Origin of the sequence: Thiocapsa sp. UBA6158, from assembly GCF_002423035.1 — a bacterium.
In the GTDB taxonomy this organism is placed as follows: Bacteria; Pseudomonadota; Gammaproteobacteria; order Chromatiales; family Chromatiaceae; genus Thiocapsa.
In genome coordinates this window covers 1-20,742 of record NZ_DIUM01000125.1, presented here as the reverse complement: position 1 = coordinate 20,742, position 20,742 = coordinate 1, and the positions used below count along the sequence as shown (strand labels likewise).

General features: G+C 65.3%; 16 protein-coding genes and 1 pseudogene. 1 reads left to right on the top strand and 16 read right to left on the bottom strand.

Going from position 1 to position 20,742, the window contains the following annotated elements:
* Positions 1 to 15: 15 nt before the first annotated feature.
* A complete protein-coding gene (gene pilV, locus B4N44_RS17005; protein WP_296703336.1) occupies positions 16 to 456 on the top strand; it encodes a type IV pilus modification protein PilV in 441 nt (146 codons plus the stop codon).
* 184 nt (positions 457 to 640) lie between these two features.
* Here the strand turns inward: pilV and B4N44_RS17000 are convergent.
* From B4N44_RS17000 to leuC, 16 genes and pseudogenes are all read right to left on the bottom strand, one after another.
* Positions 641 to 2,003: pseudogene (locus B4N44_RS17000) on the bottom strand (transposase).
* Positions 2,004 to 2,254: 251 nt separating this feature from the next.
* Complete coding sequence (locus tag B4N44_RS16995) at positions 2,255 to 3,505, bottom strand: O-succinylhomoserine sulfhydrylase (RefSeq protein ID WP_296703334.1); 1,251 nt, start codon at positions 3,503 to 3,505, stop codon at positions 2,255 to 2,257.
* Positions 3,483 to 4,997 (bottom strand): amidophosphoribosyltransferase, encoded by a 1,515-nt coding sequence (gene purF / locus B4N44_RS16990; RefSeq protein WP_296703331.1) that lies wholly within the window; start codon positions 4,995 to 4,997, stop codon positions 3,483 to 3,485. The genes B4N44_RS16995 and purF overlap by 23 nt, the downstream gene beginning before the upstream one ends.
* Before the next feature lie 230 nt (positions 4,998 to 5,227).
* Positions 5,228 to 5,719, bottom strand: a complete 492-nt coding sequence (locus B4N44_RS16985; RefSeq protein WP_296703329.1) for a CvpA family protein — start codon at positions 5,717 to 5,719, stop codon at positions 5,228 to 5,230.
* A gap of 54 nt (positions 5,720 to 5,773) precedes the next feature.
* Positions 5,774 to 6,406, bottom strand: coding sequence for an SPOR domain-containing protein (locus B4N44_RS16980; protein WP_296703326.1), 633 nt, complete (start codon positions 6,404 to 6,406; stop codon positions 5,774 to 5,776).
* Positions 6,407 to 6,640: 234 nt separating this feature from the next.
* Complete coding sequence (gene folC, locus B4N44_RS16975; RefSeq protein ID WP_296703323.1) at positions 6,641 to 7,930, bottom strand: bifunctional tetrahydrofolate synthase/dihydrofolate synthase; 1,290 nt, start codon at positions 7,928 to 7,930, stop codon at positions 6,641 to 6,643.
* Positions 7,931 to 8,110: 180 nt separating this feature from the next.
* Complete coding sequence (accD, locus tag B4N44_RS16970; RefSeq protein ID WP_296703367.1) at positions 8,111 to 8,992, bottom strand: acetyl-CoA carboxylase, carboxyltransferase subunit beta; 882 nt, start codon at positions 8,990 to 8,992, stop codon at positions 8,111 to 8,113.
* Between the two features lie 181 nt (positions 8,993 to 9,173).
* A complete protein-coding gene (gene trpA, locus B4N44_RS16965; protein ID WP_296703320.1) occupies positions 9,174 to 9,995 on the bottom strand; it encodes a tryptophan synthase subunit alpha in 822 nt (273 codons plus the stop codon).
* A complete protein-coding gene (trpB, locus tag B4N44_RS16960; RefSeq protein ID WP_296703316.1) occupies positions 9,992 to 11,257 on the bottom strand; it encodes a tryptophan synthase subunit beta in 1,266 nt (421 codons plus the stop codon). The genes trpA and trpB overlap by 4 nt, the downstream gene beginning before the upstream one ends.
* Complete coding sequence (locus B4N44_RS16955; RefSeq protein WP_296703312.1) at positions 11,238 to 11,867, bottom strand: phosphoribosylanthranilate isomerase; 630 nt, start codon at positions 11,865 to 11,867, stop codon at positions 11,238 to 11,240. The genes trpB and B4N44_RS16955 overlap by 20 nt, the downstream gene beginning before the upstream one ends.
* A 108-nt stretch (positions 11,868 to 11,975) precedes the next feature.
* The gene (gene truA / locus B4N44_RS16950; protein ID WP_296703363.1) at positions 11,976 to 12,773 is read right to left on the bottom strand and encodes a tRNA pseudouridine(38-40) synthase TruA; all 798 of its coding nucleotides are present in this window, start codon (positions 12,771 to 12,773) and stop codon (positions 11,976 to 11,978) included.
* A gap of 128 nt (positions 12,774 to 12,901) precedes the next feature.
* Positions 12,902 to 15,820, bottom strand: a complete 2,919-nt coding sequence (locus B4N44_RS16945; protein WP_296703309.1) for a FimV/HubP family polar landmark protein — start codon at positions 15,818 to 15,820, stop codon at positions 12,902 to 12,904.
* Between the two features lie 162 nt (positions 15,821 to 15,982).
* Positions 15,983 to 17,098 carry an aspartate-semialdehyde dehydrogenase gene (asd, locus tag B4N44_RS16940; RefSeq protein WP_296703306.1) on the bottom strand — a complete coding sequence of 372 codons (1,116 nt, stop codon included), beginning with the start codon at positions 17,096 to 17,098 and terminating at the stop codon, positions 15,983 to 15,985.
* A gap of 133 nt (positions 17,099 to 17,231) precedes the next feature.
* The gene (gene leuB, locus B4N44_RS16935; protein ID WP_296703303.1) at positions 17,232 to 18,305 is read right to left on the bottom strand and encodes a 3-isopropylmalate dehydrogenase; all 1,074 of its coding nucleotides are present in this window, start codon (positions 18,303 to 18,305) and stop codon (positions 17,232 to 17,234) included.
* A 271-nt stretch (positions 18,306 to 18,576) separates the two neighbouring features.
* Positions 18,577 to 19,239, bottom strand: coding sequence for a 3-isopropylmalate dehydratase small subunit (gene leuD, locus B4N44_RS16930; protein ID WP_296703299.1), 663 nt, complete (start codon positions 19,237 to 19,239; stop codon positions 18,577 to 18,579).
* The gene (gene leuC, locus B4N44_RS16925) at positions 19,239 to 20,642 is read right to left on the bottom strand and encodes a 3-isopropylmalate dehydratase large subunit (protein WP_296703297.1); all 1,404 of its coding nucleotides are present in this window, start codon (positions 20,640 to 20,642) and stop codon (positions 19,239 to 19,241) included. Before leuC ends, leuD begins: the two co-directional genes overlap by 1 nt.
* Positions 20,643 to 20,742: the final 100 nt, after the last annotated feature.

Here is a 20,742-nt window from a genome sequence, read left to right as displayed (position 1 = left end):
CGGGGACGACTGGTGATGTCAACGCAAGCACAACGTCAGAGCGGCTTCACGCTGATCGAGGCATTGATCGCGCTTGTCGTGCTTTCGCTCGGGCTCTTTGGACTGATGCAGATTCAAACCCGCGTCATGACGGAGACCGGCGACAGCAAGACGCGAACGGCGGCAGTGAATATCGCCCAAGAGAAATTAGAGGAGCTTCGCAACGGAAACTATGGTGCTGTCGTGTCCGGGACAGACACCGTTGTAGCTGCAACTGGCGGTACATCGGTTTTCACGAGATCTTGGACAGTAACCTCAAAGACGAATCCGAAGTACAAAGAGGTGTCCATCATCGCGTCGTGGACCAGTCCACGTCGGGAAGAACTAGGGGCAGACACCGAGGCAGTAACCCTTACGACCTATATCGCCAAGTCGATACCTGTCGAGCTCAAGGCACCCGGAAAAGCCGGCCCCTAAACCAGAACCAGAACCAGAACCCGAGCCTGTGCTGATCACCTACACCTGCACGTGTAAGTTCAAGAACAATCCAGGCTACACTCTCGAAGCTGTAAGCCCTTCAGGTAAGTATGTCTACGAGACATGCTTACCAGAACAGGCTCTCTTACGTTTGATGTGGGTAACCCGTCCAGGTCTCCCCGGATCATGCCGGCGCCTTTGCACACTGTTTGTTTGCAAACGGGCAGGCCGGCAGATGCGTGAGCTTGCCCGCGACCAGGTAGGCGATGGTGATGAGGTGGCGCACGGTGCCGTAGCCGCGGGCCTTGGCCTTGGCGGCCTGGATCTGCCCGTTCGCCGCCTCGACGCGGCCGTTGGTGAGCTTGGAATCAAAGGCGTTGAGGATGCCGTCCCAATGGGTTTTGACGGTCTTGGCGAAGTCCTTCATCGGTTCGAGGCGGCAGCGCCGGGCCCAGCTGTACCAGCGTGCGAGCAACGCCTCGGCCTCCTCGCGGGAGTTGGCCAGGCGGAAGATCTCGCGCAGGCTCTCCTTGATGCGGTAGGCCCGGTGGGTCTTGAGGTTGAGGCGACGCAGATCGACGTACTGGCGCAGCTGCCGGCGGCTCCAGTCCTGCTGGTCCCTGAGCCAGAGGTAGCGGCTGCGCTTGAGCACGGGCGTGGATTTGACCTCCGCGCGGCGCACCGCATCCACAGCCTGATTGGCGAGCTGGATGACGTGGAATTCATCGAAGGTGATGTTCGCCCACGGCAGCTGTTCTTCGACCCCGCTGCGGTAGCTCCCCGACATGTCGATGCAGACGTCGCGGATGTTCTCCGCGCAGCCGCCGTGGGCCTCGAGGTCGTCGGCGAACTGCGCGATGCGTCTCGCCCACCGTCTGCTTCTCGCCCTGCTGGCCGCCGTGGGCCTCGAGGTCGTCGGCGAACTGCGCGACCACCTCGGCCTTGCGCCCCTCGGTGGCGAACAACAGCCGCGGCGCCTCGAGATCGTGAAAGAGGCTGATGTAGTGGTGTCCCCGCTGCGCGGCGGTCTCGTCCAGGCCCACGGCGGTGACCTGCGAGAAGTCCTCCTGCGCACGCGCCTGCTCGACATAATGATCCAGCACCCGCCACAGGCGCATGTCGCTCACCCCGAGCAGCTGCGCGACCTGGCGCACCGTCATGGCCCGGCACAAGGCGACGATCAGCGCCTCCATCAACTGGGTGAAGCCGGTGCCGGGACGCGCCCACGGCACCTCGACTTGGGTGGTCTTGCCGCAGGCGCCACAGCGCACCCGCGGCACCTTGGCCTGAATGTACGCCTGGAACTGGAAGAAGTTCAGATGACGCCATTCCCGCGCCTGCGTGTCATGCACCGGCTGGTGCTCCGCCCCGCAGTGCGGGCAGGTAAAGCGGGTCCCGCGGGTAAAGCCGACGGTGAAATCGATACGCCCCTCCTGCGGATCGAAGCCCACGTCTCGGACCTCCCAAGGGGTCTGCAGACCCAACGCGACGGTGAACAAGGATGTGGAATCCACGGCAGCGACCTCCGGTGGTTGGCCTGTGGACATGTGGACGCGTCCTACGGACCGGCCCGAGCCCTACGGGCCGTGTGGACAACCCCTGGACCGCGCCGAGCGAGGACCTGCCGACTGATGACTCGCAGCCGGCGCGGCCCACCGGTTGCCCACACTCTCGGGCCTCGCGCCCACATGCCCACAGGCCCAGCAACAGGATTGACGAATTGTGCTCTAAAGGGTGCGAACCGGCAGGGGCGGAGTCAAGCCCCGACCCACAGGAAACGTAACAGAGGCCCAGAACATTAGCTCCGAGAACGTCCTGTCTCCAGACCCAGCGCCAAATCGCCCTGAATATCCTCGATCTCTTCCAAGCCGACGGCGACCCGCACCAGCCCTTCGCCGATGCCGACGGCGGCGCGCTCTTCCGGCGTAAGCCGACCGTGGGTGGTGGTCGCCGGATGGGTGATGGTGGTCTTCACATCGCCGAGATTGGCCGTGATGGACAGAAGACGCGTCGAGTCAATCAGGTGCCAGGCACCGGCGCGACCGCCGCGCACGTCGAAGGCGACGATGCCGCCACCGGTGCGCTGCTGGGAGCCGATAAGATGATGCTGGGGGTGATCGGGCAAGCCAGGATAATAGACGCGCTCGATCCCCGGCTGCGCGAGCAGCCATTGTGCGAGTGTCGCCGCGGACTGCGCATGGGCAAGCATCCGCAGCTTCAGCGTTTCGAGCCCTTTGAGAAACACCCAAGCGTTGAAGGGGCTCATGGTCGGACCGGCTGTTCTCAACACGCCGAAGACCCCCTCGCCCACCAGCTTGCGATCGCCGACGACCGCGCCGCCGACACAACGTCCCTGGCCGTCGAGGTACTTGGTGGCGGAATGGATCACCAGATCCGCACCGAGCTCAAGCGGGCGTTGCAGGGCCGGGGTGCAAAAACAGTTGTCGACCGCCAGAAGACAGCCCCGGCGATGCGCAACCTCGGCCAGACCCCGGATGTCGACCATCTCGGTCAATGGATTGGACGGGGTTTCGCAGAACAGAAGCCGGGTCTCGGGGCGAATCGCCGCGTCCCACGCGTCCAAGTCAGCGAGCGTCACATAGCTGGTCGCGATGCCGAACCGGGAGAGGTATTTGTTGAAGAGGAGCGTGGTGCTGCCGAACAGGCTGCGCGAGGCGACGATGTGCTCCCCGGCCTCCAGCAGGCCCATGCAGACGGCCAGAATGGCGGACATCCCGGAGGCGGTCGCGACACAGCGCTCGCCGCCTTCGAGGCTGGCCAGACGCTCCTCGAAGGCCGAGACCGTCGGGTTTGTGAAACGCGAATAGATGTTTCCCGCTTGATCGCCGGAAAAACGCGCGGCGGCCTGGGCGGCGCTGTCGAAGACGAAGCTCGATGTCGTGAAGATTGGCTCGCCGTGCTCGTCTTCCGCGGTGCGGTGGTGGCCGATCCGCACGGCGCGGGTTGCGAAACCGGGTTCGGCCGAAGGCTGCGCTTCAGCCGACTCGTCTGCGCTCGATCGCCGGTCAGGCGGAGTTGTAGAGGTCAATGACGTTCTCGCTGAAAGAGCCGTAGGCAGTCTTGGCAACGTCGTTGCGATTCGCTTCGAGCGTTTGAAGATATTCGGGTGTGACGTCCCCGGTCACGTAGATGCCGTCGAAGACCGAGGTGTCGAAGCGGTCCACATGGCTTTTGCCCTTCTTCTGGACGGCGTCGATCAGGTCATCGAGCTCTTGAAAAATGAGTCGATCCGCACCCAGCTCGCGCGCGACTTCCTCCTCGGTCCGACCGTGGGCGATGAGCTCGGTGGCCGCGGGCATGTCGATCCCGTAGACGTTGGGGAAGCGTACCGGCGGGGCCGCGGAGGCAAAATAGACACGATGCGCCCCGGCATCGCGCGCCATCTGAATGATCTGCTGCGAGGTCGTTCCGCGCACGATGGAGTCGTCGACCAACAGGACGTTCTTTTTGCGAAACTCCAGCTCGATGGCATTGAGCTTCTGCCGCACCGATTTCTTGCGGACCTGCTGCCCGGGCATGATGAAGGTGCGCCCGATGTAGCGGTTCTTGATGAATCCTTCCGAATAAGGCACGCCGAGCTGATTGGCCAGTTGTAGCGCGGCGGTGCGGCTGGTGTCGGGGATGGGGATCACGACATCGATGTCGTGAGTGGACCACTCGCGCTTGATCTTGGCGGCGAGCTTTTTGCCCATGCGCGAGCGCGCCTTATGCACCGAGATGTTGTCGATGATGGAGTCCGGGCGGGCGAAGTAGACGAACTCGAAGATGCAGGGCGACAGGATGGGCTGGGCGGCACACTGGTGCGTGTTGATCTGACCGTCGACGGTGATGCAAACTGCCTCGCCCGGCGCGACATCCGCGATCAGGGTGAAGCCGATGGTGTCGAGCGCCACGCTCTCGGAGGCGATCATGTACTCGGTGCCGAGATCGGTCTCGCGACGTCCGTAGACCAAGGGCCTGATCCCGTGCGGATCGCGGAAGCCGAAGACGCCGAAGCCAGGGATCATCGCGACCGCGGCATAACCGCCTCGACAGCGTCGATGCACCCCCGACACTGCGCGAAAGACGTCGTGCTCGTCGATCCGCAGCTTGCCCTGGAGCTGGAGCTCATGGGCGAAGACGTTCAGCAGGATCTCGGAATCCGACGCGGTGTTGAGGTGGCGAAGATCTTCGACGAAGAGGTCGCGCTTGAGGTCCTCGGCATTCGTGAGATTGCCGTTGTGGGCAAGCACGATCCCGTAAGGCGAGTTGACGTAGAAGGGTTGCGCCTCGGCCGAGCTGGCTGCGCCGGCGGTCGGATAGCGGACATGCCCGACACCCATATTGCCGCCCAGTTGGATCATGTGTCGCGTACGGAAGACATCGCGCGCAAGACCGTTGTCCTTGCGCAGATGGAGCTTGTCGCCCTGACAGGTCACGATGCCCGCGGCATCCTGTCCCCGGTGTTGCAGCACCAGCAGCGAGTCGTAGAGCGCTTGGTTGACCGGACTTTTACCGACGATGCCGACGATGCCGCACATGACTTCCTCGCCCGCGTCCAGCCCGGAGACCGAGACGGATGCTGCTGATTGTGAACAGCGGACTATACCCCGTGAGGTTCACCCGGGACAACATCGAACGCCCGATCGCCCGATCCAGGTTTCAGCCGCGCAACCCGCGCCGGTCGCATCTCCCGATGCGCATCATCGAAACAAACCAATCGCGGGACACCAGAGGCTGGCGGCCGTAAAAACTCAAGCGACGCAATCCCTCAAAGACTCTTGACCCTGGCCTGGACCTCTTCCGGCACCAGACCGATGAGCCAGCCGGCCACCGCTTGGAACTGCCCGATGAGCCGTGATTCCTGCCACCAGGAATCCTCCGGCATGGGCGTGAGGGCCCCCAGAAAGGCCGCCATCGCCACGATGACCACGCCGCGGCCCGCTCCGAAGACCAACCCGAGCACCCGATCGACGACACCGAGACCGGTCTTTTCGATCAGGGCCGACAGCAGTGCGCCCAAGAGTGCGCCGATGAGGAGCGTCGCCAGGATCAAGCCGATAAAGGCCGCGGCCAGACGCACCGAGGGCTGCGACAGGTAGGGCACCAGCAGCTCGGCGACCTCGCGGTGGAACAGCCAAGCGATCAGGATCGCTGCGATCCAGACCCCCAGGGACACGACCTCGCGGATCAGACCGCGCCCGAGCCCGACCAACGCGGACAGCAGGACAACCCCGAGGATAGCGTAATCGACCCAATTCATCGTCAGCTCCGACGCACCGGACTAGAGGGAAACGCAGCGCGAGCCGGAACCGACTCAGGGATAACGCTGAACAAAGGGGTCCTTGTATTTCTGGCGGAGCTTGGCGGCCGTCTTTTCAGCGCTCGATCGGTCCGCTTCGGGTCCGACACGGACGCGAAAATAGGTACGTCCTCCGACCACGGCCGACTCGACGAAGGCGGAATAGCCCTCGCTTTGAAGCTTTGCCGCCAATTCCTGCGCGCTTGCCGACGTCCCCAGACTCGCGACTTGAGTGACATAGGACGGCATCCCGTCGTCGCGCGCCATCGGCGGTGGTGCCTCGGGCACCCGAGTGGTCGCGACCGGCGCCGTACTTGGCGCCGCGACCGGCGGGGCCGCCACCGAGTCTCCCGCCGGCTCGTCGAACCCGCCCTCGTACACGGGCTCGATCTCCTCGGCAGCGGGGAGCGCCAAGGTCGCCGGATCGATCCAGGACTCTTCGGGAAGCCCGACGACGCCCGAGTCGGCCGGTGTCAGAAAGGACTCCGAGCGAAAGCGCTCGTCGACAACCGGCTGCTCGGGAATCACCGCCGGCAGCGCGGGCAGATCCGTCACCGACTCTTGCTCGAACAGCATCGGGACGAAGATAACCGACAGCGCGACGATCACGATCGCCCCCACCAACCGCTTCTTTGCGCCTTCTTGCATAAATCGCCACCTGAATATCGAGCATCGTGCGAATCGCCGACGCCCTGAGATCATGTTTGTCGACCGGCCTCGAAAGACCGGGAGTATAGCATGCACAAGCCGGAACCATACCGGCGGCCCCAAAATATCGCTATTGTTTTCAATTGGATAATATCACAACTCCAGGTCACGGCCGGAGCCGCGCAAGGGCTCGGGAGACCCTCGATGGCCGAATCGGACACCCCGACCCGAGGCTCAGCCCCGATCGCCGCGACCCGGATCGAGCCGGCGCAGCGCCGCCCCGACGGTCGTGAATGAGCCGACGACCAAGAGGGCGTCCCCCGGCTCGGATGCGGCCTCGGCAGCATCGAGCGCGGCATCCAGATCCGACAGCAACACCGCCGCAGGTGCAGGCAAGACCGCGTCCAGACGCTTGCTCAGTACCTCCACGGGCATCGCGCGCGGATCCGTGCTCTGCGCGAGAAACCAATCGCCGACAAACGGCAGGAGCGGTCCGACGATCGACTCGGGCGACTTGTCCTCAAGGACTGCAAGGACGGCGCGCAGCCGACCCCGACAGGCGAAGGCACGTAGATTCGCGGCCAGTGCCTGTGCCGCCTCGCCGTTGTGCGCAACGTCCAGGATCCAGGTCAAGGTTCCGGGGAAGACCTGGAACCGGCCCGGCAAGCGTGCCCGTTGCAACCCGGCCCGGATGGCGTTGACCGAGATCGGCAAGCGCTCATGCAAGGCGCGCAGTGCTGCGATCGCCGCCGAGGCGTTGTCGTACTGGAACGGGCCGCGCATCGCCGGCTCGGGCAAGGCCAGACGCTCGCCCGAGGGCGCACTCCAGATCCAGCCTCCGCCATCGCCGAGGCTCCAGTCGAGCTCCCGACCGAGCTGCAGGGGCAGACTCCCGCGCAGCTGTGCCTCGGCCCGCAGCCGTGCCGGGGCATCGCGTTGCCCGATGACGCCCGGACGTCCCGGACGAAAGATCCCGGCCTTCTCGTAGGCGATTTGATCCAAGGAGTCGCCCAACCAGGCCATATGATCCAGCCCGATCGAGGTGACGACGGAGACATCCGCGTCCCACAGATTCACCGCATCGAGACGTCCGCCCAGCCCGACCTCGAGGATGACGACATCGGGGGCGCTGCGCACGAAGATGTCGAGCGCCGCGAGGGTGCCGAACTCGAAATAGGTCAGCGCCGTCTCCCCGCGCGCCCGGTCGATCCGCTCGAACGACTCGCAGAGGAGCGCATCGGAGACATCCTCCCCGTCGATCCGTACACGCTCGTTGTAACGCAGCAGATGCGGCGAGCTGTAAACCCCGGTGCGATATCCGGCGGCTCGACAGATCGCCTCCGTCATCGCGACACAGGAGCCCTTGCCGTTGGTCCCGCCCACCGTGATGAGCGGAAACGGCAAGGACGCCGGCCCCAACCGCGCCCAAACGCAAGCCACCCGTTCGAGCCCGAGCGCGATGGCCTTCGGATGCAGCTGCATCTGCCAGCTCAACCAGGCATCGAGGGTGTCGAAACGACTCATGTCGGCAGTCCCGATGGCGGATCACACAGCCACGCCGACCGGCTTCCTGCAGCCTGTAAGGCCCGACACACACACCAGCTCACACGCATTCGACAGCCTGAATCGCGTCCGCGCCAAGACTCGCGGGCACACACGGCCCGGCCCCCAAATACAATCCGTCCAAACTGCACGAGACGCGATTCAGACCGGTACGACAGTGCGTACATACCGCGGCCGATGCGTCAAGATCGCCAGCAGATCGGCGATGCGCTCGCGCAGGTCGCGCCGATCCATGATCATGTCGAGCGCGCCCTTTTCGATCAGGAACTCGCTGCGCTGGAAACCCTCGGGCAGCTTCTCATGCACCGTCTGCTCGATCACGCGCGGACCGGCGAAACCGATCAATGCGTTGGGCTCGGCGATGTTGACATCACCGAGCATCGCGAGACTCGCCGAGACGCCGCCCATGGTCGGATCCGTCATGACGGAGACGAAGGGAAGCGAATGCTCGCGCATGCGTCCCAAGGCCGCGCTGGTCTTGGCCATCTGCATCAGGGAGAAGAGGCTCTCCTGCATGCGTGCGCCGCCGCTTGCCGAAAAACAGACGTAGGGCGAGTTTTGCTCGAGCGCCGCCTCGACACCCCGCACGAACCGCTCGCCGACCACCGAGCCCATGGAACCGCCCATGAAGCCGAACTCGAAGGCCGAGGCCACGATCGGCTGACCCTTCAGCCGACCACACATCACGATCATGGCCTCCTTTTCGGAGGACTGCTTCTGGGCCTGGACAAGACGGTCTTTGTATTTCTTCAGATCCTTGAACTTGAGCGGGTCCAGAGACTCCAGCTCGGCCCCGATCTCTTCGCGACCCTCCGGATCGAGAAAGGTCTCGAGCCGGCGGCGCCCGCTCAAGCGGCTGTGGTGACTGCACTTGGGGCAGACCTCGAGGTTCCGCTCGAGCTCCGCGCGGTAGAGGATGGCCTGACAGCCCGGGCATTTCGCCCAGACGCCCTCGGGCACCGCTCGCTTGGTGCTGGCATCGGTGCGGATCCGGCTCGGGATCAGCTTCTCGAACCAGCTCATACTCTTGTCCATCGCCTGCTTGATGGTGGCCGCGCGATCGCCCTTAAGCTCGTCTGCAATTCCGCGCAGTGCGGATTGGTCCTGCGTGGATTGGCCGGGCGCGGATTTCCCGGGTGGGCTCGCGCCGGGTTCCGATGGTTTATCCAAACGCGTCAGCGCGTGGCGAACCCGGCTGGGCGGCTTAGGCGACATGGGCATCCACCTCGTCGATGGCCTGGCGTAGACCGGTGAGGAAATCCGCAACGGCCTCCGGGATGCGCTCCGGGGTCGCGGCGAGCGCCTCGATTCGGCTCACGATGGCGCTGCCGACGATGACCGCATCGGCCACTTGTGCGACCGAAGCTGCGGTTTCGGGGTTGTTGATGCCGAACCCGACCCCGACCGGGAGTCGGATCAGCGACTTGATGAGACCCACCTTCTCGGCCACCGCGGCGGTATCCAGGTTCCCGGCCCCGGTCACGCCTTTGACCGAGACGTAATAGACAAATCCGGAGGCGACCTCGCCGATCCGCGCGATGCGCGCCTCGGTCGAGGTGGGTGCCAGGAGATAGACCAGATCCAGTCCCTGCGCCTTGAGCATCGCGACCAGCGCGTGCCCCTCCTCGGGCGGCACGTCGACAATCAGGGCGCCGTCCAGTCCTGCCGCGTGCGCCGTGACCGCGAAGGTTTCGTAACCCATCACCTCGATCGGATTGAGATAACCCATGAGGATGACCGGCGTCTCGGTGTCGCGCTCGCGGAACTGCCGGACCATGTCGAGCACGTCGTCGAGCGAGACGCCTTGGGCCAAGGCCCGCTCGGTCGCCCGCTGGATGACCGGGCCGTCGGCGATCGGATCGGAGAAGGGCACACCCAGCTCGATGAGATCCACGCCCGCGGCGACCATCGCATGCATCAACGGAACGGTCACGGCGGGCGACGGATCACCGGCGGTGACGAAGGGAATGAGCGCGGTGCGACCGCGCTCGCGAAGCTGCTCGAAACGTGCGGCGATTCGACTCATAAGACCAACCCGTCGTGACTGGCGACCGTATGCATGTCCTTGTCCCCGCGGCCCGAGAGATTGACGATGATCGTCTGATCCTTGCGCATGGTCGGGGCAAGCTTGTGCACGTAGGCCAGGGCGTGACTGGACTCGAGCGCGGGGATGATGCCCTCGGTGCGTGTCAGGTGATGAAAGGCGCGCAGGGCCTCGTCGTCGGTGACCGAGTCGTAGCGGGCACGTCCGCTGTCCTTGAGCCAGGCGTGTTCCGGGCCGACGCCGGGATAGTCGAGCCCGGCCGAGATGGAATGGGTCTCGACGATCTGGCCGTGGTTGTCTTCCATCAAATAGGTCCGGTTGCCGTGCAGCACGCCGGGACGCCCTGCACAGAGCGGCGCGGCATGGCGGCCGGTCTGCAGACCGTCGCCCGCGGCCTCCACGCCGTAGATGGCCACACCTTCGTCCCCGATGAAGGGATAGAAGAGCCCGATGGCGTTGGAGCCGCCGCCCACGCAAGCGACCAAGGCATCGGGCAGACGCCCGCTGCGCGCGAGCATCTGCGCGCGGGCCTCGCGACCGATCACCGCCTGGAAATCCCGAACCATCGCCGGATAGGGATGCGGACCGGCCACGGTGCCGATGATGTAGAAGGTGTTGTCGATGTTCGTCACCCAGTCGCGCATCGCCTCGTTCAGCGCATCCTTGAGCGTACGCGAGCCGGAGGTGACCGAGACCACGCGCGCCCCGAGCAGGCGCATGCGATAGACGTTCGCCTCTTGGCGGGCGATATCGACCTCGCCCATGTAGACGACACACTCCAGTCCGAGCCGCGCCGCCACGGTCGCGCTCGCCACCCCGTGCTGACCGGCGCCGGTCTCGGCGATGATGCGGGTCTTGCCCATGCGGCGCGCAAGCAAGGCCTGACCGATGGTGTTGTTGACCTTGTGCGCACCGGTGTGATTTAGATCCTCGCGCTTGAGGAAGATCTGCGCACCGCCGAGCTCGCGGCTCCAACGCTCGGCGTGATAGAGGGGCGAGGGCCGGCCGACATAGTCCTGCAGATCGGCATCGAGCTCGGCCTGAAACTGCGGATCGGCCATGTAGCGCTCGTAAGCCGTGCGTAGCTCTTCGAGCGGATGCATCAGGGTCTCGGGGACAAACATCCCGCCGTAGGGTCCGAAATGACCGCCGGCGTCCGGCCAGTCATAGGCACCGGGATGCGAGCGCCGCGCACTCGCGGCACCGGCAAAGTCCCAGTCGAAATTATCCGGAGATGTCGACATCGTTCACCCTCTTCATGAAATCACGAATCTTGTCATGGTCCTTGACGCCTTTCGACGCCTCCACACCGCCGCTGACGTCGACGCCGAACGGGCGGACCCGGCGGATCGCCTCACCGACATTCTCCGCATCGAGGCCGCCCGCGAGGACGATCGACGGCGCGATGGCCGCGGGAACGCGATCCCAATCGAAGCGCTGCCCCGTCCCGCCGGAACGCGCCGGGTCGAAGGTGTCGAGCAAAACCCCGGCGGCGTGCTCGTAGCGCCTCAACTGGGCCGCGAGATCGATGTCGGGGCGCATCCGCACCGCCTTGATCCAGCGCCGGCCGAAGGAGGCGCAGAGTTCCGGAGACTCCTCGCCGTGGAATTGCAGCAGCTCGAGCGGAACCCGGTCCAGGGTCGCGCGGATCTGCTCGGGAGAGGCATCGACGAAGAGCCCGACTGCCGTCACGAATGGCGGCAACCCGGCGCAGAGGTCTCGGGCATCCTGCGGCGACACCGCCCGTGGACTCGACGGATGGAAGACGAAGCCGATCGCGTCGACCCCCGCAGCCACGGCCGCCTCCACGTCGGCCCGACGCGTCAGGCCGCAAATCTTAACGCGGGTTCTCATGATTGGCGAATGCCTGCTGAACCGCGTCCTTGAGCGACTGACCAACGGGGGTCGAAGCATCGCGCGTCGGGGCAAGATGCGAGCGTCGAGTCGACGCGGTTCGGCTGATTACAAGCAAGAGCGTGGGACATTGTGCTGATCCGTCGATGGTGCCGGCGCCGGACCGGACGGCAATTGAAACGCTTCCGGGTAGTCGGCGCGGACGAAATAGAGCCCTTGGGGTGGGGCGGTCACACCGCCGAGGCGGCGGTCGCGCAGCTCCAGTAGCTCGCGCGTCCACTCGACCGACGCCTCGCCGCGGCCAATCGTCATCAGCACGCCGGCGATATTGCGAACCATATGGTGCAAAAACCCGTTGGCACCAACCCGCAGCTGAATAAGGCCATCCGTCTCGCTCAGCTGCAGGTAGTGCAGATGCCGGATCGGACTCTTCGCCTGACAGGCGACCGCGCGGAAGCTGGAGAAGTCGTGCACGCCGACAAGCGCCTGTCCGGCCTCGCGCATACGCTGGATGTCCAACGGGCGGTGGCTCCAAACGGCGCGGTCGCGCTGCAGGGGCGAGCGCGTCGCGCGCACCATGATCAGGTAGCGGTAATGGCGAGCCTTCGCCTCGAAACGGGCATGAAACCGTGGATCGACCGGACAGGCCCAGCGCACGGCGACATCGGGCGGAAGATTGACGTTGGTCCCGAGCACCCAGGCGCGCTCGGTGCGACACGCGGCGGTGTCGAAATGCACCACCTGCTCGTCGGCATGCACGCCGGCATCGGTGCGGCCGGCGCACTGGACGCGGATCGGGTGATCGGCGACGCGACCGATCGCCTCTTCGAGCGTCGCCTGGACGCTGCGAACTCCAACCTGGATCTGCCAACCGCGAAACGCCGAGCCGTCGTACTCGATGCCCATGGCGATCCGTTGCTGGCTCGCCGCGGTAGCCGGCACGGATCCATCGGGCTCAGGCGTGGACTCCGGGCTCGGCCCGGATGTCGGCGCGGCTCTCGGCGCCCATATCGGCAGCGCGGTCACCTCGGCATTCAGGCGAGTGTCCTCAGCATGTCTTGTGCCTCGCGGCGCTGCTCCTCGCGACCGTCCGCACTGACTTCCTGGAGGATCTCCCGCGCAGAGGCGAAGTCGTCCATATCGATGTAGGCGCGTGCGAGGTCGAGCTTGGTCGAGTTCTCGTCCCAAATCCCGGAATCCATTGCCCATTGATCGGAGAGCAGATCGTCGGGGGGCTCGAGCACGTTCTGTCGTGGCGCACTTCGAGACTCATCCGGTATCGCGTGCGAGAGGCCTGCCTCGTCCCCCGGAAGCTCCAACCGTGGGAGCGACGCCTCGGGTTCGGACATCGCCGAGGCAGCCGGCGACGACGCAGCAGGAAAGGAGGTAGACGGCGGCAACCCTGCCTCGAAGAAGGCGTCGAGATCCAAATCACGCGAGTCGCGAAGATCGTCCAGCGTCAGGATCAAGTCGTCTTCGACGGAGAGGTCCGCCTGCCGATCACGCGCGTCGGGGTCCGCCGGTTCGGGCAGATCCAACAGACCCGAAAGCTCGGAGAGATCCGCAGGGCTGTCCAAGGCGGAATCCCGGAACAAGAGCGGAAGATCCTCGTCCTGCGTCGGGAGGGACGGCACTTCTGCCGCCGGCCGGGAAGTCGAGCCGGGAGTCGGTCCGAGAGGAGGCTTGGAGTCGATCTCGTCGAGATCAAGCCTGAAGAAGTCGTTGTCGTCCTCGCGCGCCTCGCCGAACCACGAATCGGCAGCAGCGTCCGAATGACGTCGTTGGTCGCCCGTCTCGGTTGCGGGGGCGCCGGTCGCCTCGCTTATCGCCATGGCGGCTCCCGGATCCCAGGTGCCGCCTTGCTCGACCACCGCGGCAATCGCGCTCAGGCGTTGCCAGCGCGCCGGCTCGGCGGTGTCCGCACCGGTGGCCTTCAGATGCTGCATGAGCGTGCGCAACGCATCCGGATTCTCGGATCCGGCATAGACCTCCGCGAGTTTGAAGCGCACGTCGAGGCGTTCCGGCGAGCGCTTCAGCTCGTGCTTGAGCAGCTCCTCGGCCTCCTTGTAACGACCGTAGGCGATGTAGATATCGGCCTCGGAGAGCGCATCGGCCTCGTCGGCCTCTGTCTCGAAGTGCCCGAAAGTAGTCAGCTGGGAAGACGGCGTCAACAACCCGGAGTCGATCTGCGGCGCTTGGGCCGTCGGCTCGGGTGTAGGAGGCTCCGGCTCGCGCAGCGGCGCGAGTCCGGCATCGGCCTGCAACCGGGCAGCGACATCGGCCCGCCCACGCTTGGAAGCATCCGGCTCGGGAGCAGCCGACTCAGGCTGCGGCTCGTGCTCGGGAAAGTCGAGGACGGCAGAGTCGATACTCCATTCCTCTTCGTTCTCCTCCTGCTCGCGGCGACGACGACGTGCCGACAGCAACGAGAATGCGAGGACGCCGAAAGCGGTCATCCCGGCGAAACCAGCCAGCGGGAGCAGATAGTCGTGCCAGGCGGAGGTGGACACGGGGTCGGTCTCTACCGGCCCCGCGGTCTCCTCGCTCTTCGCCGACGCCGGGACCACCGGGGATGTTTCGGTTTCGACCTCGGCAACGCGCGGGTCGACGCCCGCATCGACGACCGTTGCCTCCTCGTCCGGGGCCGTTTCGATCTCCTCGGAGATGGACTGAGCGCCATCGGTTGCGGCAATCTCGGTCTCCTCCACAACCCGACCGGGAGCTTCCGCGGAAGACTCCGAAGCGACCTCGATCGCGACCGATTCGCCAGACGTACCTCCCTGAAGGCGCGCCATCTCGGCGTTTCGCAGTTGCAGCAGGGTTTGGATGTCGGCGAGCTGCGTCTCCAGCTCGCGGACCCGTTCGCGAAGCTCCTCGGTCTCCTGACGGGCCGATTCGCTCGCCTCGATCACCAACAGCAGCTCCTGCTCCAGATCGGTCCCCGGCGACGGCGTGCTCTCGGAGTCCCGGTCGGCGTCATCGGCTGCTTGTACCGGCGCCGGCTCGACGGTGCCGGGGACGGTTCCGGGCGCCGCACCGGCAGCCGCGCCCGCGATGCGCAGACGGGCGCTCTGCGCCGCTGCGGCGTCCTCGATCCGCGCAACCTCGGTGATGGGCGAACGACGCACCGTACCACCCTGCAGCGCCGCCTGAAGCTCGGTCGCCGCCGCCGCCTCGTCGAGGGCAAACAATTCTGCGCGCGTGGGGATGACGAGTGTCTTGCCGGCGATCAGACGTTCGATGTCGCCGTTGATGAAGGCGTCCTGATTATTGCGATAAAGCGCCAGAGCGGTCTGGGCCGTCGTCGCGCCTGCGGGTTGAGCCCCGCGCGTCAGCCGCAACAGACCCGTCCCGGAACGCACGGGACCAAAATAGGCGGGGAACCCATCCGCCCCGCTCGGGATCCGCGGGACCGGCTGCGACGGGGGCCGATCGACAGCATCGCTGCGCGGCGGTGCAGGGTCGGCGCGCGCAGCCGATCGAGGTGGCGCAGGGGGCGTCGCCGGTCGACGATCCGCAATGGCCGGCGGGCGAACCGCAGGTGCGGGACGCTCGGACATCGAGGGAGGATCCAGGAGAACCGTGAATTCCTTGACCAGTTGACCGGTCGGCCAGACGACCTCGACGAGAAAGTCCATGAAGGGCTCGCGGATCGGCTCGCGACTCGTGATACGGATCACCGCATCCCCGCGCCCGGACATCTGAGGTTGAAAGGCGAGCTGCGTCAGAAAGTGATAGCGCTCGATGCCGGATTTCGCGAAGGCATCCGCGGTGGCGAGCGACGCTCTGATGGTGTCGAGCTCGTCGGACTTGACGTCGAAGAGATCGATCTCGCCGATGAAGGGTTGGTTGAGGGCGGACTCGGTCCTTAATCCTCCGAGGCCGAGGGCAAAAGCGTCGGCGCCCATCAGGGCCAAGACAATGATCGACGCTTGAATGGCCTGACGAGACATCCGCCTCCCTCGTGCGCTGGCGGCATCGGACCGCCGGAATCGAAAGAGCCGGCGGCCAATGGCTCGTCCAGCCCGAATTCCCCCTGAAGCGACTGGACTATATCCGAACGCATCCGTGCACACCAAGCACGGCTTGTGCTTCGGACCTCGAACGCGAGCGGATCAGCGCGCGAGCAGGATGCGCAGCATGCGTCGCAGGGGCTCGGCTGCGCCCCAGAGCAACTGATCGCCGACCGTGAAGGCCGTAAGATAGCGCTCGCCCAGGTTCATCTTGCGGATCCGCCCGATCGGGACGGTCAGGGTCCCGGTGACCGCCGCGGGCGACAGACCACGCACCGTCTCCTGCCGATCGTTGGGGATGAGGCGCACCCAGTCGTTGGCGCTCGCGACAATAGACTCGACCTCGGCGACCGAGATGTCGCGCGTCAGCTTGATGGTGAGGCCCTGACTGTGGCAGCGCATGGCACCGACGCGCACGCAGAGTCCGTCGATCGGCAACGGATCGCCCTCGCGGCCGAGGATCTTGTTGGTCTCGGCCATGCCTTTCCATTCCTCGCGGCTCTGGCCGTTCGGCAAGGCGGTGTCGATCCAGGGGATCAGACTGCCGGCCAGAGGGGCCCCGAAGTTCTCGCTCGGAAACGCTGTGCCGCGCATCGTCTCGGTGACGCGCCGATCGATCTCCAGGATAGCGGAGGCAGGATCATCCAGGAGCGCGGAGACGGCGCCGTGCAGCGCGCCCATCTGGGACAGCAGCTCGCGCATGTTCTTGGCACCCGCACCGGAGGCGGCCTGATAGGTCATGGCGCTGACCCATTCGACCAGACCCTCGCGGAACAACCCGCCGATCGCCATCAGCATGAGGCTCACGGTGCAGTTGCCGCCGATGAAATCGCGCTTGCCCTGATCCAGTGCGGCATCGATCACCGGCTGATTGACCGGATCCAGGATGATGGTCGCGTTCGGATCCATGCGCAGCGCGGAGGCCGCGTCGATCCAATAGCCGTCCCAGCCGGTGGCGCGCAGTTTGGGGTAGATCGCCTTGGTATAGTCCCCGCCCTGACAGGTCAGGATGAGATCCATCTCGCGCAGTGCATCGATGGACTCGGCATCCTGCAGCGGGCGTGCGCCCTGTCCGACGTCCGGACCCGGCTGACCGACCTGCGAGGTGGTGAAGAAGACCGCCTCGGGGATCAGGTCGAAATCCCCCTCCGCCCGCATGCGGTCCATCAAGACCGAGCCGACCATGCCACGCCAGCCGATGAATCCGACACGCATCATTCAGGTACTCCGCAATCGTGGATTGGTGTGTCTATCGTTCGGCTTCCTGCCTCCTGCCTCCTGCCTCCTGCCTCCTGCCTCCTATCAAACCGAAGCTGATGGCTGATGGCTGGAGGCTGGAGGCCGGAGGCTCCTAAAGCGCCGCCGCCACCGCGTCGCCCATCTCGGCGGTGCCGACCTGGCGCATGCCGCTCGACATGATGTCCGCGGTGCGCAGGCCCTGATCAAGCACCTTGGAGACGGCGGTCTCGATGCGCTCGGCGGCGGGCACGGCGTCGAGCGAATAGCGCAGCATCATGGCGACCGAGAGGATGGTGGCAAGCGGATTGGCCACACCCTTCCCGGCGATGTCCGGCGCGGAGCCGTGGATCGGCTCGTACATACCCTGACCTTTCTCGTTCAGGGAGGCCGAGGGCAGCATGCCGATGGAACCGGTCAGCATGGCCGCGCAGTCCGAGAGGATGTCGCCGAAGATGTTGCCGGTGACCATGACGTCGAACTGCTTGGGCGCGCGCACCAGCTGCATGGCGGCATTATCGACATACATATGAGAGAGCGCGATTTCGGGATAGTCGCGTGCGGTCCGGATCGCGACCTCGCGCCACATCTCGGTGCATTCGAGCACGTTTGCCTTATCCACCGAGCAGACCTTCTTGCCGCGCTTCATGGCGATGTCGAAGGCGACGCGACAGATGCGCTCGACCTCGGACTCGGTGTAGACCATGGTATTGAAACCGCGACGCTCGCCCGACGGCAAGGTCTCGACCCCGCGCGGCTGGCCGAAGTAGATGTCGCCGGTGAGTTCGCGCACGATCATGATGTCGAGCCCGGAAACCACCTCGGGCTTGAGCGTGGAGGCATCGGCCAACTGCGGATAGAGGATCGCCGGGCGTAGGTTGGCGAAGAGCCCGAGACCCGCACGCAGACCGAGCAGACCCTTCTCGGGACGCTTGGAGATGTGCAGCGGCTCCCATTTGGGTCCACCCACCGCGCCGAGCAGCACGGCATCGGATGCACGCGCGGCCTCCAGCGTCTCTTCGGGCAGCGGATCGCCCGCGGCATCGTAGGCCGCACCGCCGACCAGTCCATCCTGCAGAGAGACATCGATGGCCCCTTCCGCTTGCAGGACGTTCAGGATCTTGACGGCCTCGGCCACGATCTCCGTGCCGATCCCGTCACCCGCCAGCACCAGAATCTTCTTGCTCAATGGTTTCTCGCTCAATCAAGTCTTGTGGTGTGCCGCGCTTAAACCGCGCCCGGTGCGGTATGCGTCATGTGGTGGATGGCTTGGCCGCGCCGGCTCCGACGACTGTCGGAGCCGGCGCGGTTTAAAGTATTGAAAATCTTAAATTCTAAACCGCGACTCACTGGGATCAAGGAGATCTCCGAAGCTAAGTGAACAATGAAAACGACGCATGTCGCTCTGGACGCGGTTTAAACAATATGAAACTTCAAACCGCGTCTCACCGAGATCGAGCTCAAACGTCGATTCCAGGTCGCGGCGCGGAAAAGAGCCAGGGCGCCTCGCGCCGACGTCGCTCCTCGTAGGCGCGGATGGCATCGGCCTGCTCCAGGGTCACGCCGATGTCGTCGAGGCCCTTGAGCAGCCGTTCTTTGTTGCCTGCGTCGAGCTCGAACGCGATGCGGGTGCCGTCATCCAGCACGAGCACCTGCTCGGGAAGATCGACGCTGATCCGCAGTGCTTGGGGCCCGCTCGCCCGGGCAAAGAGGTCGTCGACGATCTTGGATACCAAAACGATCGGCAGAAGGCCGTTCTTAAAGCAGTTATTGTGGAAGATGTCGGCAAAGCTCGGGGCAATGATGACACGGATACCGAAGTCGGCGATCGCCCAGGGCGCATGCTCGCGCGAGGAGCCGCAGCCGAAGTTCTCGCGGGCCAGCAGGATCTGCGCACCCGCGTATCTCGGGTCGTTCAGAACGAAGGTCGGGTTCAGCGGGCGATTCGTGCAGTCCATCCCGGGCTCGCCGCGATCCAGATAGCGCAGCTCGTCGAAGAGATAAGGCCCGAAGCCGGTGCGCGCAATGCTCTTCAGAAACTGCTTCGGGATGATGGCGTCGGTGTCGACGTTCGAGCGATCGAGCGGTGCGACGATGCCGGTGAAATTCTGGAAGGGTTCCATCAGAGCTCCCTCACGTCGACGAAGTGACCGGTCACCGCCGCGGCGGCGGCCATCGCGGGGCTCACCAGATGGGTCCGACCCCCTTGACCCTGCCGGCCCTCGAAGTTGCGGTTGGATGTGGAGGCACAGCGCTCGCCTGGCTCGAGCCGATCGGCGTTCATCGCCAGACACATGGAGCAGCCCGGCTCGCGCCACTCGAAACCGGCCTCGGTGAAGATGCGGTCCAGGCCCTCGGCCTCGGCCTGCGCCTTCACCAGACCGGAGCCGGGCACGACCAGCGCCAATTGGATGCTCTCGGCGACCTTTCGGCCTTTCACGACCTCGGCAGCCGCACGCAAGTCCTCGATCCGCGAATTGGTGCAGGAGCCGATAAAGATCTTGTCCGGGCGGATGTCCCGAATCGCCGTGCCGGGCTCGAGACCCATGTAATCGAGTGCACGGCGGATGCCCTCGGCCCGCACCGGATCCTGCTCGTCGCGCGGATCCGGGACGGCGCCGCCGATCGGGACCACCATCTCGGGCGAGGTCCCCCAGGTGACCTGCGGCTGGATGGCCGCGGCATCCATCCGGACCACGCGATCGAAGTGCGCGTCCGGATCGCTGACCAGGGTGCGCCAACGGGCGGCTCCCTGCTCGAAGAGCTCACCGCTCGGGGCATAGGGACGGCCGCGCAGGTAGGCGATCGTCTTCTCGTCGACACCGATCAGTCCCGCCCGCGCGCCGGCCTCGATGGCCATGTTGCAGACCGTCATGCGCCCTTCCATCGAGAGTGCACGGATGGCGTCGCCGGCGAACTCGATCACCGAGCCCGTTCCGCCGGCCGTGCCGATCTCGCCGATGATGGCGAGCACCATGTCCTTGGCGGTGACCCCCGGTCCGACCTGCCCGTCGATGCTGATCAGGAGCGTCTTGGACTTGCGTTGGATCAGGCACTGGGTCGCGAGGACATGCTCGACCTCGGAGGTGCCGATTCCGAACGCGAGCGCACCGAAGGCGCCGTGGGTCGAAGTGTGGGAGTCGCCGCAGACGACGGTCGTGCCCGGCAGGGTAAAGCCCTGCTCCGGGCCGATCACGTGCACGACGCCCTGGCGCGGATCGGACATCCGAAACTCGGTGATCCCGAACTCGGCACAGTTGCTGTCGAGCGTCTCGACCTGGATCTTGGAGACCGGATCCGTGATGCCGGCCGCGAGATCGCGCGTCGGGACATTGTGATCCGGCACGGCCAGATTCGCCGCAACCCGCCACGGACGCCGACCGGCCAGACGCAGCCCCTCGAAGGCCTGCGGCGAGGTCACCTCATGAACGAGCTGGCGGTCGATATAGAGCAGGGCCGTGCCGTTCTCGTCGAGACGGACGACATGCTCGTCCCAAAGTTTAGCGTAGAGGGTCTTGGCACCCATGGCTCCGGCCTCGAAACAAAAACGAATCGCAAAGCATAAACGCCGGGGCAGTCAAACTCAATTGCGGCGGCGCAGCAGGGTGCGACCGAAACTGATGCGC